17 protein-coding genes are annotated in these 15,200 nt (G+C 59.7%); all 17 read right to left on the reverse strand.

Annotated elements, in window-relative coordinates; translation table 11 throughout:
* The coding region (locus VNZ65_RS12430; RefSeq protein ID WP_325669397.1) for a S8 family peptidase at positions 1-903 on the reverse strand (903 nt) is incomplete at its 3' end.
* A 153-nt stretch (positions 904-1,056) separates the two neighbouring features.
* A complete protein-coding gene (locus tag VNZ65_RS12435) occupies positions 1,057-1,512 on the reverse strand; it encodes a transposase (RefSeq protein WP_325669399.1) in 456 nt (151 codons plus the stop codon).
* Between the two features lie 27 nt (positions 1,513-1,539).
* On the reverse strand, positions 1,540-2,040 hold the full coding sequence (locus VNZ65_RS12440; protein WP_325669401.1) for a chemotaxis protein CheW: 501 nt from the start codon (positions 2,038-2,040) through the stop codon (positions 1,540-1,542).
* Positions 2,041-2,069: 29 nt separating this feature from the next.
* Entirely contained in the window at positions 2,070-4,079 is a 2,010-nt protein-coding gene (gene cheA / locus VNZ65_RS12445) for a chemotaxis protein CheA (protein WP_325669403.1), read from the reverse strand.
* 40 nt (positions 4,080-4,119) lie between these two features.
* Positions 4,120-4,491 carry a response regulator gene (locus tag VNZ65_RS12450; RefSeq protein WP_325669405.1) on the reverse strand — a complete coding sequence of 124 codons (372 nt, stop codon included), beginning with the start codon at positions 4,489-4,491 and terminating at the stop codon, positions 4,120-4,122.
* A 15-nt stretch (positions 4,492-4,506) separates the two neighbouring features.
* Positions 4,507-5,424 carry a flagellar motor protein MotB gene (gene motB / locus VNZ65_RS12455; RefSeq protein WP_325669407.1) on the reverse strand — a complete coding sequence of 306 codons (918 nt, stop codon included), beginning with the start codon at positions 5,422-5,424 and terminating at the stop codon, positions 4,507-4,509.
* A gap of 27 nt (positions 5,425-5,451) precedes the next feature.
* Positions 5,452-6,312 carry a flagellar motor stator protein MotA gene (motA, locus tag VNZ65_RS12460; RefSeq protein ID WP_325669409.1) on the reverse strand — a complete coding sequence of 287 codons (861 nt, stop codon included), beginning with the start codon at positions 6,310-6,312 and terminating at the stop codon, positions 5,452-5,454.
* Between the two features lie 56 nt (positions 6,313-6,368).
* Positions 6,369-6,989 carry a flagellar transcriptional regulator FlhC gene (gene flhC / locus VNZ65_RS12465; protein WP_325669411.1) on the reverse strand — a complete coding sequence of 207 codons (621 nt, stop codon included), beginning with the start codon at positions 6,987-6,989 and terminating at the stop codon, positions 6,369-6,371.
* Positions 6,990-6,991: 2 nt separating this feature from the next.
* Complete coding sequence (gene flhD, locus VNZ65_RS12470; RefSeq protein ID WP_325669413.1) at positions 6,992-7,309, reverse strand: flagellar transcriptional regulator FlhD; 318 nt, start codon at positions 7,307-7,309, stop codon at positions 6,992-6,994.
* Between the two features lie 265 nt (positions 7,310-7,574).
* The gene (locus VNZ65_RS12475) at positions 7,575-8,294 is read right to left on the reverse strand and encodes an Hpt domain-containing response regulator (protein WP_325669414.1); all 720 of its coding nucleotides are present in this window, start codon (positions 8,292-8,294) and stop codon (positions 7,575-7,577) included.
* A 124-nt stretch (positions 8,295-8,418) separates the two neighbouring features.
* Positions 8,419-10,137, reverse strand: a complete 1,719-nt coding sequence (locus tag VNZ65_RS12480; RefSeq protein ID WP_325669416.1) for a sensor histidine kinase — start codon at positions 10,135-10,137, stop codon at positions 8,419-8,421.
* A gap of 141 nt (positions 10,138-10,278) precedes the next feature.
* Positions 10,279-11,907, reverse strand: coding sequence for a methyl-accepting chemotaxis protein (locus tag VNZ65_RS12485; RefSeq protein ID WP_325669418.1), 1,629 nt, complete (start codon positions 11,905-11,907; stop codon positions 10,279-10,281).
* A 27-nt stretch (positions 11,908-11,934) separates the two neighbouring features.
* A complete protein-coding gene (locus tag VNZ65_RS12490) occupies positions 11,935-12,444 on the reverse strand; it encodes a chemotaxis protein CheW (protein WP_325669420.1) in 510 nt (169 codons plus the stop codon).
* Between the two features lie 202 nt (positions 12,445-12,646).
* The gene (locus tag VNZ65_RS12495) at positions 12,647-13,294 is read right to left on the reverse strand and encodes a response regulator transcription factor (RefSeq protein WP_325669422.1); all 648 of its coding nucleotides are present in this window, start codon (positions 13,292-13,294) and stop codon (positions 12,647-12,649) included.
* 171 nt (positions 13,295-13,465) lie between these two features.
* Positions 13,466-13,753, reverse strand: a complete 288-nt coding sequence (locus VNZ65_RS12500) for an EscU/YscU/HrcU family type III secretion system export apparatus switch protein (protein WP_325669424.1) — start codon at positions 13,751-13,753, stop codon at positions 13,466-13,468.
* A 124-nt stretch (positions 13,754-13,877) separates the two neighbouring features.
* Positions 13,878-14,858, reverse strand: coding sequence for a flagellar hook-length control protein FliK (locus tag VNZ65_RS12505; RefSeq protein ID WP_325669426.1), 981 nt, complete (start codon positions 14,856-14,858; stop codon positions 13,878-13,880).
* Positions 14,859-14,873: 15 nt separating this feature from the next.
* A complete protein-coding gene (locus VNZ65_RS12510; protein WP_325669428.1) occupies positions 14,874-15,200 on the reverse strand; it encodes a flagellar protein FliT in 327 nt (108 codons plus the stop codon).

The raw sequence follows: 15,200 nt of genomic DNA on the forward strand, positions 1-15,200 counted from the left end.
GCGGCCGCCGCTGCTGCTGGAAATGAAATCGCCCGGCGCCGCCAGGCACCAGTTGGCGGCGACACCGCAGCGGTTGGCGTAGCTGGAAATCATGCCGGGCACCTTGTCGCTGCTGCTGTAGCCGTTGCTGCCGCCGGCGGCATTGACGGCCGTCACGGCCAGCCAGCCGCTTTCCAAGTCAGAGAAAAGCTTAGGCAAGCTGGCGTTCAGGTTGGGTTGTGCTCCGCCTTCGTTGCCGGTCGACCAGATGAACAAGCCACGCTGCGCCACCAGCGGCTGGTACATGGCATGCAAAGCCAGCGCCTGGCCGACGGTAGCGTCGCTGCTGCTGATACCGCTGGACTGGTTGAAAATCCGCACGCCCTTGGCAAACATGTCTTGATACATCTGGCTGTTGAGCAGCACATTGTTGCCCGTTGTCCCGGCCGCGGCCGCCAATATGAAAGCCCCGGAAGCCACTCCCGCGGAGCGTCCGGCCAAGGCTTCGACGACTTCGGTACCGTGCATATTGCCGTTAGCGCCACTGCTGGCGTAAACCGTCTTGCTGATGCGCCCTGCCACCTGGCTATTGCCGACATCGAAGTCGGTATCGACCACGCCCACGGTAACACCCGCGCCGGTCATTCCATTGGCACGAGCGGCAGCGACGTTGCTGGGATCAAGTACATTCAGCATGGCTGGCGGCGGCGGGGGTGGTGGCGTGACAACCGGCGGCGGTGTGATGGCATTCCCGCTGCCGCTGTCAGGTGGAGAGGTAACAGGCGGCGGCGTGGTCGGTACAGCGGGAGACGTCGGACCAGGGTTGGCGCTGCCACCGCCACCGCCGCCACACCCGGAAATCATGACCGACACGGCCATCGCGATCATCGACAACGAATATCTGGCAGACAGTTCCTTGTTCATAACACCCTCAGAATATTTGCTTCTATCATTGGCCCGGCAGGCCATCCGTTTACTGTATTAACGGACGTCGCCAGACTTTCTTGAACGCAAATAACGAGTTTGTTGCGAGCTTCTCCTGCAAATTTCAGCCGATAACCAGATGATGCACAACTATTACGCAGCGACGCCGCGCATGACCAATCCAACCCAGTGCGAGGTCGATTCATCGACCCCGGACGAGCCCTTGCGCTTGCTGTCAGTCTTGCCCAATGCGCTCTGATAAACCTGCTTGTTTGCGCGCCGCGTCAGCCGTTGCCTGATGCGCCCGGTTTGCTGGTCGCCGTAAACAACGATGTCATGGAACATTGCTTTCAGCGTCAGGTCGTCAAACATTTCCTGTTCCAGCTGACGCCAGATGTCGCACTCGTTCCAGCGCCGGAAGCGCATGTAAGTCGTGTTCCATTTGCCGAACTCGGCCGGCAGGCTGCGCCATATCGACCTGTTGCTGATGATCCAAAGCACGGCGTCGATAAACAAACGGTTATCCCGTCCCTTGGCGCCGGGATCCCCTTGCTTTCCTATCAGCAAAGGCTGCAGTTTTTGCCATTGGCGGTCATCCAGTTTCATCATTGCATTCCTGTAGTTGTGGCGGCGATTTCAGGCAGCCTCGGCGACCTCGAACAAGGCCATGTCTGGGCTGCACATGAGTTTCTCTATGTCGATCAGGATCAGCATGCGCTGTTCCACCGTTCCCAGGCCGCTCAAATACTCGGCCGACAAATTTGCCCCGAATTCGGGCGCAGGCTTGATCTCATCGCGGCTCAGGGTGAGCACATCCGATACGCCGTCCACCAGGATCCCGACCACGCGCTGAGCGACATTCAAGATGATCACCACGCTCTGCTGGTTGTACTGGATATTTTCAAGGCGGAATTTGATGCGCAGGTCGACAATAGGCACGATGATGCCGCGCAAATTGGTCACGCCCTTGATAAATGCAGGCGCATGCGCAATCCGGGTGACTGCTTCATAGTCGCGGATCTCTTGCACCTTCAAGATATCAATGCCGTATTCTTCGCTGCCCAGCGTGAACACGAGAAATTTCTGCCCTTCCGGATCGTCCTGGCCGCTGCCAAGCCTGTTGTGGTCGTTCACCATTTCACTCTTTCCTTTTTTTCCATGATGTTCTATGCCGCCGCCAGCAGCGGCGCTTTCTCCCGGTTCGCGCGCTGCAATGCGGCGACGTCGACGATCAGGGCCACGCTGCCGTCGCCGAGAATGGTGGCGGCCGAAATACCGGGTACTTTGCGGTAATTGGTTTCCAGGTTTTTCACCACCACCTGATGCTGGCCAACCAGCTGGTCCACCAGTAATGCGAAGCGCTTGCCCTCGCCGTGCAGTATCACCACGATGCCTTGGGTCGGATCGGTGCGGGCATCGGCCACCTCGAATACCCGGTGCAATTCGGTCAAAGGCAGGTATTCGCCGCGCACATGCAAAACCTGTTCTTCATTGCTGACCGCATGAATATCTTCGGCGCGCGGCTGCAAGGATTCGATGACGTAGTTCAGCGGCAAGATATAGACTTCATGGCCGACCTTGACCGACATGCCGTCCAGGATCGCCAGCGTCAGCGGCAACACGATCCTGGTGGTCGTGCCATTACCCTGGCGCGAGGCGATTTCGACATGGCCGCCCATTTCCTGGATGTTGCGCTTGACCACATCCATGCCGACGCCGCGACCGGAGACGTCGGTAATTTTCTCCGCCGTGGAAAATCCGGGCGCAAAGATCAGCTGCCACACTTCATCGTCGCTCATCGCCTCGCTGGCGGGCATGCCCTGCTGGATCGCCTTGGCCAGGATTCTTTCGCGATCCAGGCCAGCGCCATCGTCGCTGACTTCAATCACGATATTTCCGCCCTGATGCTGGGCCGACAACAGCAGCTGGCCGACCGCATCCTTGCCGGCGGCAAGCCGCCGCTCCGGCTTTTCAATGCCGTGGTCCAAACTGTTGCGCACCAGGTGCGTCAAGGGATCGATGATGCGTTCGATCAGGCTCTTGTCCAGTTCGGTGGCCTTGCCAAAAGTCACCAGCTGCACCTGCTTGCCGAGCTTGTCGGTGAGATCGCGCACCAGCCGGGGAAAACGGCTGAACACGTAATCCATCTGCATCATGCGGATCGACATCACCGATTCTTGCAGGTCGCGGGCGTTGCGTTCCAGCTGTCCCATGCCGTTCAGCAGACGCTCGTGCAGCACCGGATCCAACGTCGCCGCGGTTTGCGCCAGCATCGACTGCGTGATCACCAGCTCGCCGACCAGGTTGATGATCTGGTCGACCTTTTCGACGTCGACGCGAATCGAACTGGACTCCTTGGCTGCCGCCGGCGCCACCGCGGCAGCCGCTGCCTTGGCGGTCGAAGGCGCGGCCGTAATCGGCGTCACCGTGGCCACCGCCGGCAACGGTTGCAGCGTTTCCATAGCGGCAAGCGGCGCGGCAACTGCCTTGGCTTCCTGAACGATATCGATCTGGTCGAGATCGATCACGAAGCAGCACACCGCGATAATGTCATCCGGCTGGCACGACGTTTCCAGCCACAGCGTCAGGCTGTCGTCAGTATGCGTCTGCGCCACGACCTCCCCCAGGTTCTCCAGTTCCACACTCAACAGCTTGCGATCGCTTTCCGAGACCTTGGAAAAACGCACGCGCAATTGCGGCGTGTCTGAAGCAGGCAACGGCACCGCAGGAGCGACGCTTGCTGCCGGCAGCGGCGCCGCAGCAGGCGCGCCGGCGCCTGGCTGGCTGGCATTTTCTTCCTGCGCCAGCTGTTGCAACACCGCGCAAATGCGCGCGACCATTTCGGGATCCGGCTCGTCGCCTGCCCGATAAGCACTCAACTGTTCTTGTAGCACGTCTTTGGTTTCCAAAAATGCATCGATCATTTCCTTGCGCAGCCGAATTTCTCGATGCCGGGCACGGTCCAGTAAATTTTCCAGAAGATGGGTGGTGTCGGTCAATGCGGCAAAGCCGAAAGTGGCGGCGCCGCCTTTGATCGAATGGGCGGCACGGAAGATCGCATTCAGATGTTCGTTGTCCGGCGCGTCGATATCCAGGCCCAGCAGCAATTGCTCCATTTCGGCCAGCAATTCGTCTGCTTCTTCAAAGAAGGTTTGGTAAAACTCGGTGATGTCCATAATCTTTCTGATCTCCTCGCTGCGCTATCTATCTGACGGACTACTGTTCCAGCAAGCTGGCCACCACTTCCAGCAAAGTGGCGGACTCTACCGGCTTGCGCAGCCAGCCGCTGGCCCCCGACTGGCGCGCATCGGCCTTTTCGGACTCGCGCGCTTCGGTGGTCAGCACCAGCATCGGCGTCTCCGCGTAGCCGGTCAGCCGCCGCAATTGCCGGATCAGCTGGCCGCCGCCCATGGCCGGCATGTTCCAATCGGTCAGCACCAGGTCGACGGCGGCCGATCTGGCCTGTTGCAAAGCTGCCTCGCCATCCGCCGCCAGCACAACCTCGTAGGCTTGCTCAAGCAGAATCGAAGACAGCAATTTGCGCATTACCGCCGAATCGTCCACCACGAGTATTGTTTTCGTTGTCATCTCAGGTCACCGTGTTCAGGGATGTGCCGGCTGCCCGGATTTCGAGGCGCCGTCCCGCAACTGGCTGGCGCTGTCTTGCTGCGCGTCGATCTTGACGCCGGCGCTGCTGCCGCTGGCGTTCTCCTGCTCGATGCGGTCCTGCGCACGCCGATTCAGGACGACGATGCTGATGCGCCGGTTGACCGGATCCAGCGGATCGGCCTTGTTCAGGTCCATGGTCGATGCCACCCCCATCACGCGCAGCACCTTTGGTTCTTCCATGCCGCCGGCGATCAGCTCGCGGCGCGAAGCATTGGCGCGGTCGGCCGACAGTTCCCAGTTGCTGTAAGACCTGGACGCCTGCACATAAGGCGTGGCGTCGGTGTGCCCGGCCAGCGTGATCTTGTTCGGCAGTTCGTTCAGCACCGGGCCGATTTCATGCAGGATCACGCTCATGTAAGGCTGCACCTTGGCGCTGGAGAGATCGAACATGGGACGGTTGCGGCTATCCACGATCTGGATCCGCAAGCCCTCGCTGGTAATATCGATCAGCAGCTGCGGCCGGAACTGCTTGAGCACCGGATTGGTGTCGATCAGCTGTTCCAGCTTGCGCTTCAGCACACGCAACTTTTCGGTATCTGCCTTATCGGGGTTGCTACGCTTGTCGTCGCCGTCGACCTGCGTGAAATCGGTACCGCCGCCGGGAATCACGCTGCTGCTGGTGCTGCTTTTTTCACCGCCGCTGATGGCGACCTTGAGCGGCATCTTGAAATACTCGGCTATCCCCTCGCGCTGCTTAGGCGAAGAGATCGACAGCAGCCACATCACCAGGAAGAACGCCATCATCGCCGTCATGAAATCGGCGTAGGCGATCTTCCAGCTGCCGCCGTGCGCCTGATGCTTGCCGGCCGTGACCCGCTTGACGATGATGCGCTGTTTATTGACCTTGCTCATGCGCTCTCCAGCGCCAGCCGGCACAGATCAGCGGCTCTTGACTTGGCGCACATGGTCATCCAGCTCCGTGAACGAGGGACGTTCGGTCGAGTACAGCACCTTGCGTCCGAATTCCACCGCCAGCTGCGGCGCATAACCGTTCAGGTTGGCCAGCAGGGTCACTTTCATGCATTGATATACCTTGACCGACTCTGCCACCTGATGCTCGATCAGGGTCGCCAGCGGCGAGACAAAGCCATACGCCAGCAAGATGCCGAGGAAAGTGCCGACCATGGCGTGAGCGATCAGCTCCCCCATTTCCGACGGCGGCAGATTGGCCGAAGCCAGCGCGTGCACCACCCCCATCACCGCCGCCACGATGCCGAATGCCGGCAAGGCATCGCCCACTTTGGCCAGGCTGTGCGCCGGCACCTCGGCCTCGTGCTTGTAGGTTTCTATTTCATGATCCATCAGCGATTCGATTTCAAACGCATCCATGTTGCCGCTGACGATCAGGCGCAGGTAGTCGGTCAGGAATTCAATCACGCGCGGGTCATGCTGCACCAGCGGATACTGCACGAAGATAGGACTGTTGGCGGGATCGTCGATGTCGGCCTCCAGCGCCAGCATGCCGTCCTTGCGGGCTTTCGCCAGCAGCACGTACAGCAGGGCCATCAGCTCCATGTACAAGGCCTTGTTGTGCTTCGAGCTGCGCAGCAGTTTCGGCAATTCCCTCAGCGTCGCCATGATGGCTTTGCCGTCGTTGCCGACCACGAAGGCGCCCACCCCGGCGCCGCCGATCATCAGCAGCTCGACCGGCTGGAATAGTACGCCGAGATGGCCGCCCAGCATGGCATAACCGCCAAACACAGAAACGATAACGACGATATAGCCAACAAAAACTAACACTATTGATTCCCCTTGAATTAAACCCGATGCGGCCATGCCCCTGCTGCCTGCCTGAATCAGACGGCGTGGCCTTTCGTTGTGACGACAGGCCGCGGCGGCGGCAGCCTGTAGCCATGGGACGGATCGCTGTGTGCTGCCGGCGCCGGCAGCGGAGCATGCAGCTTGCGCGTCTTGCCGGCGCGCGACGGTGGCCGGCACAGGACGCAGACAAAGCCATGCTGCAAGTCATGCGCATGGGCCACAAAGCGGCCGCCGCAGCGGCTGCAACTGCTGAGTTGCAGCATGCCGCTGTCGAAGAAGCGGGTCAGGGTCCAGGCACGGGTGAAGTCCAGCACCGGCTGGCCGCCTTGCCGTTCGACCTGCTCCAGGTACAGCCGGTAGCTTTTCACCACGGCGACGATCTGCTTGCCGTCGCCATGGGCCAGCATGAAACGATAGATGTTGTAGAACATCGACGAATGGATATTCGACAGCCAGGTCATGAACCAGTCGGTGGAGAACGGCAGCAAGCCCTTGGGCGGTGAGATCCCCTTGATTTCCTTGTACAGCTTGATCAGGCGATCGCGGCTGAGGGAGGTTTCCGCTTCCAGGAACTGCAGCCGCGCGCCGAGCTTGATGAGATCGATCGCCAGCTGGATTTCCTGCGCTTCCTGGATCACGCTTTTATTGGTGGCCATGATCAGCGGATTCCTTCCAGCGGTTGCCCTGCCAGCAGGATCGAGGCATGCGCCTGTTGCAGCGCATGGTCCTTGTCGCTGTGCGTCAGCGACGAAAGAATCGCATGATCGTCGAACCGGAAACGGCACAGCAGCAAGCTCGATGCCGCCAGCTTCACCACTTGCGACAAAGAGAGATTGCCCAGCAGTTCGGCCAGCTCGCGGCTCAATCCCATGCGGAACATGGCAGTTGCCTTGTCCTCGCGCAGCAGACGCTGTGCCAACAGCAGATAAGAGAGGTTGACTTCGCTTATTTCATTTACAAATCCATTACTGTCCATGCTTTCCCCCAGACTAAAGCTGCTTATGAATGTTTACGGCAAGTTGTGAGCAATCTTTTAGTTTTTTGTCTAATTTCGCTGCTTCTAGGCAATTATGAAATATTTCCTTTCGGAAAAAAGTCCGTAACATTCCCGATATCTGCGAAATATTTGTCTGAATCGATGTAGGAATGATTCCTACATTCGCGCCACGACGCGCGGGCGCAGCGAAAGCGCCGCAATAACAATGGGCTAAGGGAGGAAAAGAAACGAATGGAAAACGGGCTTAGCGCGGCAGTCCGGCTGCCGGCGGCATTGAAGGAAACACCTTGAGTTGCAGCGCCAGCCGTTCCAGCGCGCGCTGCAGCTGCGTACAGGCCTGGTCCAGCGCCTCCAGAGCGTGATTGCGCGACAGCTTCTCGATTTCCGCGGCAGACTGTGAAATTTCGGTCTGCCGCAACACTGCGGCAGCGCCACGCAAACCATGGGCGATGCTGGCTGTTTCAGCCCACTGCCGGTGCTTGATACTATGCTTGAGACGGTTGAGCTGCTGACAGCCGAACTGCAGCAGCTCGGTCAGCAGATCGTCGGCGATGCCCGGCGAGATCGCTGCCGCCGGCTGCGGCTGCGCCAGCAAGGGCGCCAACGTCTGCTGCAATTGGGCGCGGCTGATGGGCTTGGTCAGGATCGCGCTGCAATCCAGCCCGCGCGACTCGTTCTGCAGATAGTCCAGCGACATACCGCTATACAAGATCACCGGAATCGGCGGCAACCCCGGCATATCGGCTTCGCGGCGCCGCACCCGCTGCAGCAGCTCAACGCCGGTCATGTCCTCCAGCACATAGTCGGTAATGACCGCAGCCGGCCTCCCATGCAGCAACCACGACAGGGCCTCGCCGCCGGTGGCCACCAGTTCGCTTTGCCATCCTTCCGCCGCCAGTTGCGCCTGCAGCATGCGGCGATTGATAGGATGGTCTTCGACCACAAGAATCACTGAAGAACGCATCGCCACCTCTTAAGCAAGAAGCAGGTACCCCGCCCTCGCACCAGCATTTATTGACGCCTGCAACCACGCGGCGTTGCCGGCGTTCAGTGTAGCAAACCCCGGAACCGCCCGCGCAGCCAGGCGTCTAGCGCACATTCAGGGGGATGCTCAGATTGACAACAGTGCCGACTCCCACCTCTGAATCGATGCGGATGGTGCCTCGTATCAGGTCGGTGAATTCCTTGGCCAGCGACAAACCCAGGCCGAGGCCGCGCCCGCGTCCGGCGCGCACCGATTCAGACTGATAGAAATATTCGAACAAGTGTTTCAGCTCGCTTTTCGATATACCCGGGCCGCTGTCGAGCACCCGGATCTTGAGCTTGTCCCTGACCGTGGTGACCTCGATCGTGACCGCGCCGGTAACGGTGAACTTGACAGCGTTATCCAGCATATTGTTGAGAATCTGCGACAACCGTACCCGGTCGCACAGAAAGTTGGCCGGCAAATCCGGCGCCAGCCGCATCTGGAAGCGCAGGCCCTTGCGGTCGGCGTTGATCTTGTGCATGGAACCGATGTATTCGAAATAGGCGAGCGTGTCGATGTTCTCGTGGAAAATCACGACCCGCCCGGCTTCAATCCGGGCCAGGTCAAACAGCGTGTTCAGCAAGCCGTGCAGGTAAATCGCGCTTTGATGAATCAGGTCGCCGAATTCCCGGCTCTGGGGATCGCTGCTGGTGTCGCGCACCAGTTCCGAATAGCCATGCACCCCGCTCAAGGGAGTCCGCAGTTCATGCACCACGGTCGCCAGGAAGCGCGATTTGCGCTTATTCGAGTCGCTGGCGCGGCGCCGCAGGGCGTCATACTTGCGCACCACTTCGTACTGGCGCTTGATGGTGCGGTAGGCCAGGCTGATCAGCAGCAGGATCAGCAGCGTCGGCACGCTGGCGTACATCATGTAACCCATCAGCTTGGGACTTTCCTGCACCGGCAACGGCTCCGGATCGGGCAGCTTTACCGATAACAGCAATGGATAAGGCTCCAGCTTGCGCGAGACCCAGGAATGCGGATCATCTGGATTTTTCTGTCCGCTGAACAGCTTGTTCTTGTTCAGTTCGCCATCGTCCAGCGTCATCACGGTTTCGTCAATCCGGCGCAGGATCATGCGTTCGCCGGGCAGCTGGCTTTCGGTAGCGATGCCGTTATTGTCCACCGTCAGTCCGTCGTCGGCGCTAATGCTGTCGACATCGGCATACAAGGCTGGCATGCGGTCTACTGCAAATTCGAGTTCTATCATGCCGGCGAAATCGCCGTTTACCGAAAAAATGCGGCGCGCCATGTACATCAGCCACTGGTCGCTATCCGGCAACTTGCGCGGACGCGCAATCTGCAGCGAATCGTCGAGATGGCTGCGGTGGGCGAGATACAGTTCATTGCCGCTCCAGTCCAGGTTGGCGGCATTGATCTGGCGGGTCGAGGCCAGCAGCCGGCCGTTCTGGTCCACGATATTCAGCTGCGTGTACAAGCTGCCGAATATCTTGCTGTAGCGCTGCAGGTCGAGCTTGCCGCCATTGAGCTGGTAATCTTCACGCAGCAGCTTGAGCAGGCGGTCGCGCTCATCGATGGAGCGCACCACGCGCTGGGTGAAATCGTGCACCATGATGGTCTGGCTGAGCTGGATGGTCTTGACGTCGCGATCGTAGTCGGAGCCGATCTGATAACCCGCATACAGCCAGACGTAACCGATCAGCAGGATGGCGGTCAGAACGATCGCAAACACCAGGCGCATGAAGCGCGATCCGCAGAAAATGTTTTCCGTTTTTGAAGCAGCCAGCAAGAAACGCCAGGCAGAGGTAAATCTTTGCATTACGATGGGCATACAATCTATTGGAAAGCGTGACAGGGCTTGCCGCCACAACACTCGACGCCGGCCGATGGCAATCGTATCACCATTGGCGCGGCCCGAGCCTGTTTGCTATTATCCCGCATCGCAGCTCTCGCCCACCTGTCAATTTGTGCAGGTCAGCAGCGGCTTTTCGCCGATTATTTCAGCCGCAGGCTGGTGCAGCGCCGCCGGCCTGCCGGAATAGCGCTTTTCCGCCAGACGGAAGATACTGACCGCTTGCAGCAACTCTGCCGCCTGTTCCTGCAAGCTGTGCGCGGCAGCGGCGGCTTGCTCCACCAAGGCGGCGTTTTGCTGGGTAACATGATCCATCTGCCCGACCGCCTGGTTGACTTGCTCAATGCCGCTGCTCTGCTGCTCGCTGGCGGCGGCGATATCGGCCATGATATCGACCACACGGCGGATCGAGCTGACGATTTCGCTCATGGTCTTGCCTGCAGCATCGACCTGTCTGCTGCCCGCATCGACCTTGTCTACCGAGGCGCCGATCAGGACCTTGATGTCTTTGGCGGCAAGCGCGGAACGCTGCGCCAGGTTGCGCACTTCGGCCGCCACCACGGCAAAACCGCGGCCCTGTTCACCGGCGCGGGCGGCTTCCACTGCCGCATTCAAGGCCAGGATATTGGTCTGGAACGCAATGCCGTCGATCACGCCGATGATGTCGGCGATCTTGTGCGAGCTATCCTTGATCAGCCCCATGGTGGCCACTACGTCAGACACCATCTGGCCGCCGCCGGCCGCCACGCTGGCGGCATTCTCTGCCAGCTGGTTGGCCTGGCGCGCATGGTCGGCATTCTGCCTGACGGTCGAGGTCAATTGTTCCATCGACGCTGCCGTCTGCTGCAGGCTGGCCGCCTGTTCTTCGGTACGGCTGGATAAGTCGAGATTGCCGGCAGCGATCTGGCGCGAGGCGGTAACGATATTGTCGGTGCCGCTGCGTACCCGGCTGACCGTGTCCTGCAAGGACAGGTTCATTTCCCGGATACCCTGCATCAGCTGGCCGGTTTCATCCTTGCTTCCAACCTCGATATCGGAAGTCAGGTCGCCCTGCGCCACGCGGTGCGCCACGGCGACTGCCGCATGAAGTGGCTTGACGATGCCGCTGGTCAGGCGCCAGGCGAACAGCGCGCCCAGCAATATCGCCAGAGCGCCGAATACGGTCAGCAGCAAGCGGCCGGAACGGTAGTTGGCAGCGATATCCAGCGCTGCCTGATCGATCGCCTGGCGCTGGATATCAACGAATTTCTGCAGCTTGTCCATGTATTCCTTGCGCGCCGGATCGAGCTGCTGGTCGATCATGGCGGCGGCTGCCTCGGCCGTACCGTACTGACGCGTGGTCAGCACCGTTTCCCGCAGTTCGGTATAGGCAGCGCGGGCGGCGGCAATTTCCGCCAAGGCCTGGCGGCCCTTGTCGTTCGACAGGCCATGCAGCTTGGTCTGCAGCTCGGAGGCGCGCTCCGAATTCGCGCTCATCTCGGCCTGAAAATATTGCTGCGTGCGGCTGTCATCGCTGCGCACCATCGCCATGGTGCGCACGGCATTGGTCGCCACCACATCTTCCCACTGGACTGCCAGCCGTTCCCGCTGCAGCAGCTGCGACACCATGTTGTCGACTGCGGCGCCGGTCTGCTGCAGACGCCAGATGCCGATGCCAGTGATCAGCACCACCAGCAGCAAAATGCAGGTAAAGCCGACTGCCAGCCGCACGCCTATTCTTGTATCCGCAAATCTCATGTCCCCTCCCCTTTGTGCAGTTCAGCCTCAGGCGGCGAGCTTGTCGATCAGGCCGATCTCATCGCTCGACATCAGCTTATCGATATCCAGCAAAATCAGCATACGGTCGGCCAGCGTGCCGAGGCCGATCAGGTAGTCGGTATTGACCACCGTGCCCATTGCCGGCGCTGGCTTGATCTGTTCGCTGGAGAGGGTGATCACGTCGGACACGCCGTCGACCACCATCCCCAGAGTACGCTGGCCAAGATGGAGGATGATCACTACCGTGAACTGGTCGTAGACGGATGCATCCAGATTGAACTTGATGCGCATGTCGATGATCGGTGTGATGACGCCGCGCAGGTTGACCACCCCCTTGAGGAAATCGGGCGCGTTGGCGATTTGCGTGACATTGTCGTAGCCGCGCAGCTCCTGCACCTTGAGAATGTCGATGCCGTATTCTTCCTTACCTAGGGTAAAGGTCAGAAATTCGCGACCGGCAACGTCGCTGTGGGCAACGGTACGGCGTACCTGAGTCGGCGTTTGAGCAGGTGTCATGAGCGTAATCCTTGATAAATTGAAATGCGCAGGCAGATGCGACGGCAGAAGCCGGCCGGCCTTGCGCAGCACTTTGGTGGCTCAATATAAACAGGAACGTTGCTTATCGATGGCGCAAAAAAGACAAGAAACAGGCTTCTCTTCAACGCTTGGAGACATTGCAATGTTGCTCACAAGCGCCGCGCCGGATTTTTTTCGCAGCCTATTCCAGCAAACCATGCTTGATCGCATAGTGCGTCAGTTCGGCATTGGTGCGCACGCCCATTTTTTCGAATACGCGGGAGCGGTAAACGCTGACTGTCTTGGGGCTGATGGAAAGATTCTTGGCAATCTCGGTGCGAGTCTGGCCGGAGGCGATCATGCGCACGGTCTGGAATTCCCGGTTGGACAATTGTTCATGCGGCATCAGGTCGTCTTCTTCGATGACATGGTTGGCCAGCGATTCCGCCAGGCCCTTGCTGATGTACTTGCGGCCGCGCGCCACTACCCGCACCGCCTCCACCAGTTCATCGGGTGCGCCGTCCTTGGTCAGATAAGACGCGGCGCCGGCCTTCAAGGCGCGTACCGCATACTGTTCCGGACCGTGGCTGCTCAGCACCATGATGCGCAACATGGGTTCGCGCTTCTTCAGCAAATGCAGGATTTCTATGCCATCCTTGCCTGGCATGGAAATATCCAGCAGCAGGACGTCGCAAGGCTGTTCTCTCAGGATATCGGTAATGCCGCTGTAATCGCTGGCCTCGCCGACGACGGTGATGCCCGGACTGGCATTCAGGATATGCAGCAGCCCGCGCCTGACAATGCGATGATCATCAGCGATCAATACCCGAATCGGTGATGCTGCTTTCATATCCATGATTCTTTGTACTATCCAAATTCGCCAGCTGGGCTGTGCATTATCGATCCGCGATCCAGTCCGCACAATACGGGACGGCAACTATATCTACAAAATGCACACATTTTATTGCCGTACAAAAATATGTTAATTAAAACGCATTACCAATAGTCAGTTTAGTAATATTCACCTGGACCGCGGCAAGGCCGCATCCTGCTCCAATCCATGGACCCATGCCAGCACTTCGGCCACCGCCTGGTAAAGCTGTGGCGGAATATGCTGATCGAGATCGACATGCATCAACAGATCCGTCAGGCCGGGCGCAGTGTGTACAAACAAACCATGTTCGCGCGCCCGCTGCATGACCGCCTCCGCTGCCATCCCGTAGCCCTGGGCCATGACCACCGGCGCTTGCTGCGGAGGCAATCGTGTTAGCGCTACCGCAGCTTGGCGTCGTGCATCTTCATTTTTCATGATGGCGTTGTCCGGCTTGTGTCCCGTGGCGATATACAGCTGTCTTTACCATAATTAATGCATCCCACAGGCAATAATTGAATATTACTCTAATACAATTATTTAATTCTGTTCCAGTTATTTTCTAGGAATCGTTTTTTGTTTCCGATTGTGGCAATTGCACCACTTTCAACGCGCGCAACGGCAAGCCAGCAGCGGCAAACCGCTGTTGCAGCTGCGCGCTGGCAGCCTGCATGGATGACAACGCAGGCGCGGCGGCTGCCGCCAGCTCAAGCTCCCAATTTCCGTCCAGGACACGCAAGTGCAGCACAATATCGCCGAGCCGCGGCAAGCTCATGCTCAGGCTGGTGCTCCAGCTGCACTGCGCTTCTTCGGCGCCGCCCTCGCCTCTATCCTGCCGGCGCTGTCCGCGCTCGGTGATTTCCCATTCCATGCCGGCGCCCGGCCAAGCTTCACCGCTCCAGCGAAATTGCGATAAGGCCAACAGTTCGAGTTGCTGGCGCAGCAAAGGGATAGCATCTGCCGGAGTCGCGGCCGCCGCAGCGGCGAGGCCAGCCCCGGTCCGTGCATTTGCAGTTGCCGAGACAGCGGCGTCATCGCTCAAGGAAGAATCCCGCAGAGCCGCCTGCCGCTCCTTGCGTAACTGCACTAATGTGCGCTGACCAGTAAAAAATTGCAGCAGGTGCGACTCATAAAACAAGCCGCTGCCGGCGACATTGCGCGCCAGCGCGGCTGCTAATTGTGCGCTATCCGGGGCAGTTGCGGCCTGCCACAATGGCGCCGCGCCGCGCACGGCTTCCGTTGCGGCAGGCGCCGTCCCCAGGATTGTACTGATCAGACGCGCCGTGGCGCTCAGGCTCGCCCCATCAGCCGTGCCGGCCGCCGGCCGTAGTGCGGATGCCGGCGTCCCCAGGCCGGGATCGACGCCGAGCTGGCGTTCGATTGCAGCGCGTGAAGGCAACCGGGTATCGTTCGCCACCGCCTCGACATCGGTAATGACATCCGGCTGCAAGATCCCCAACTGGCCCTTCAAGGGCACCAGGTCGGAGCGCTGCAGCGCGGGCGTCGACAGCAGCTTGTCAATCAAAGGCGTGCCGCCGCTCATTGCCGCAAGCCTGGACTACTGGCCGTAAGCATGGTTGAGATGCTGCTGCCTGTGCATATTGCCCAGCAGGCTGCTTAGCTGCGCCAGCTCCGGCGTGGCCAGGTCGCGGATTTCCGCATCGTCGGCCAGGATCCGGTTCAGCAGATCATGCTTGCGCAGCAGTTGCGACGGCTCCAGCGGCACCGGCAACTCCAGGCCTTTCAGGCGCTCGACGCAGGCGCGGAATTCATGCCCGAGCGTCACCAGCCCGTCCCAGTCGCCGGCACGCGCCAGCACCAGCATGCGGCCGGTCAAGGGCGCAATCTGCTCGTAGCAATCCATTACTTCATGTTGCGGCGTCAT

The sequence above is a fragment of the Collimonas sp. genome (assembly GCF_035566555.1).
GTDB lineage: Bacteria > Pseudomonadota > Gammaproteobacteria > Burkholderiales > Burkholderiaceae_D > Collimonas.

Excerpts from the sequence above, each read along its gene's own strand:
- VNZ65_RS12500 (WP_325669424.1), bottom strand. The coding sequence starts at position 13,753 with ATGAAAAATGAAGATGCACGACGCCAAGCTGCGGTAGCGCTAACACGA.
- VNZ65_RS12495 (WP_325669422.1), bottom strand. The coding sequence starts at position 13,294 with ATGAAAGCAGCATCACCGATTCGGGTATTGATCGCTGATGATCATCGC.
- motB (WP_325669407.1), bottom strand. The coding sequence starts at position 5,424 with ATGAGCAAGGTCAATAAACAGCGCATCATCGTCAAGCGGGTCACGGCC.
- VNZ65_RS12485 (WP_325669418.1), bottom strand. The coding sequence starts at position 11,907 with ATGAGATTTGCGGATACAAGAATAGGCGTGCGGCTGGCAGTCGGCTTT.
- flhD (WP_325669413.1), bottom strand. The coding sequence starts at position 7,309 with ATGGACAGTAATGGATTTGTAAATGAAATAAGCGAAGTCAACCTCTCT.
- VNZ65_RS12480 (WP_325669416.1), bottom strand. The coding sequence starts at position 10,137 with ATGCAAAGATTTACCTCTGCCTGGCGTTTCTTGCTGGCTGCTTCAAAA.
- VNZ65_RS12490 (WP_325669420.1), bottom strand. The coding sequence starts at position 12,444 with ATGACACCTGCTCAAACGCCGACTCAGGTACGCCGTACCGTTGCCCAC.
- VNZ65_RS12450 (WP_325669405.1), bottom strand. The coding sequence starts at position 4,491 with ATGACAACGAAAACAATACTCGTGGTGGACGATTCGGCGGTAATGCGC.
- VNZ65_RS12475 (WP_325669414.1), bottom strand. The coding sequence starts at position 8,294 with ATGCGTTCTTCAGTGATTCTTGTGGTCGAAGACCATCCTATCAATCGC.
- VNZ65_RS12505 (WP_325669426.1), bottom strand. The coding sequence starts at position 14,858 with ATGAGCGGCGGCACGCCTTTGATTGACAAGCTGCTGTCGACGCCCGCG.
- flhC (WP_325669411.1), bottom strand. The coding sequence starts at position 6,989 with ATGGCCACCAATAAAAGCGTGATCCAGGAAGCGCAGGAAATCCAGCTG.
- VNZ65_RS12435 (WP_325669399.1), bottom strand. The coding sequence starts at position 1,512 with ATGATGAAACTGGATGACCGCCAATGGCAAAAACTGCAGCCTTTGCTG.
- VNZ65_RS12510 (WP_325669428.1), bottom strand. The coding sequence starts at position 15,200 with ATGACGCCGCAACATGAAGTAATGGATTGCTACGAGCAGATTGCGCCC.
- VNZ65_RS12440 (WP_325669401.1), bottom strand. The coding sequence starts at position 2,040 with ATGGTGAACGACCACAACAGGCTTGGCAGCGGCCAGGACGATCCGGAA.
- cheA (WP_325669403.1), bottom strand. The coding sequence starts at position 4,079 with ATGGACATCACCGAGTTTTACCAAACCTTCTTTGAAGAAGCAGACGAA.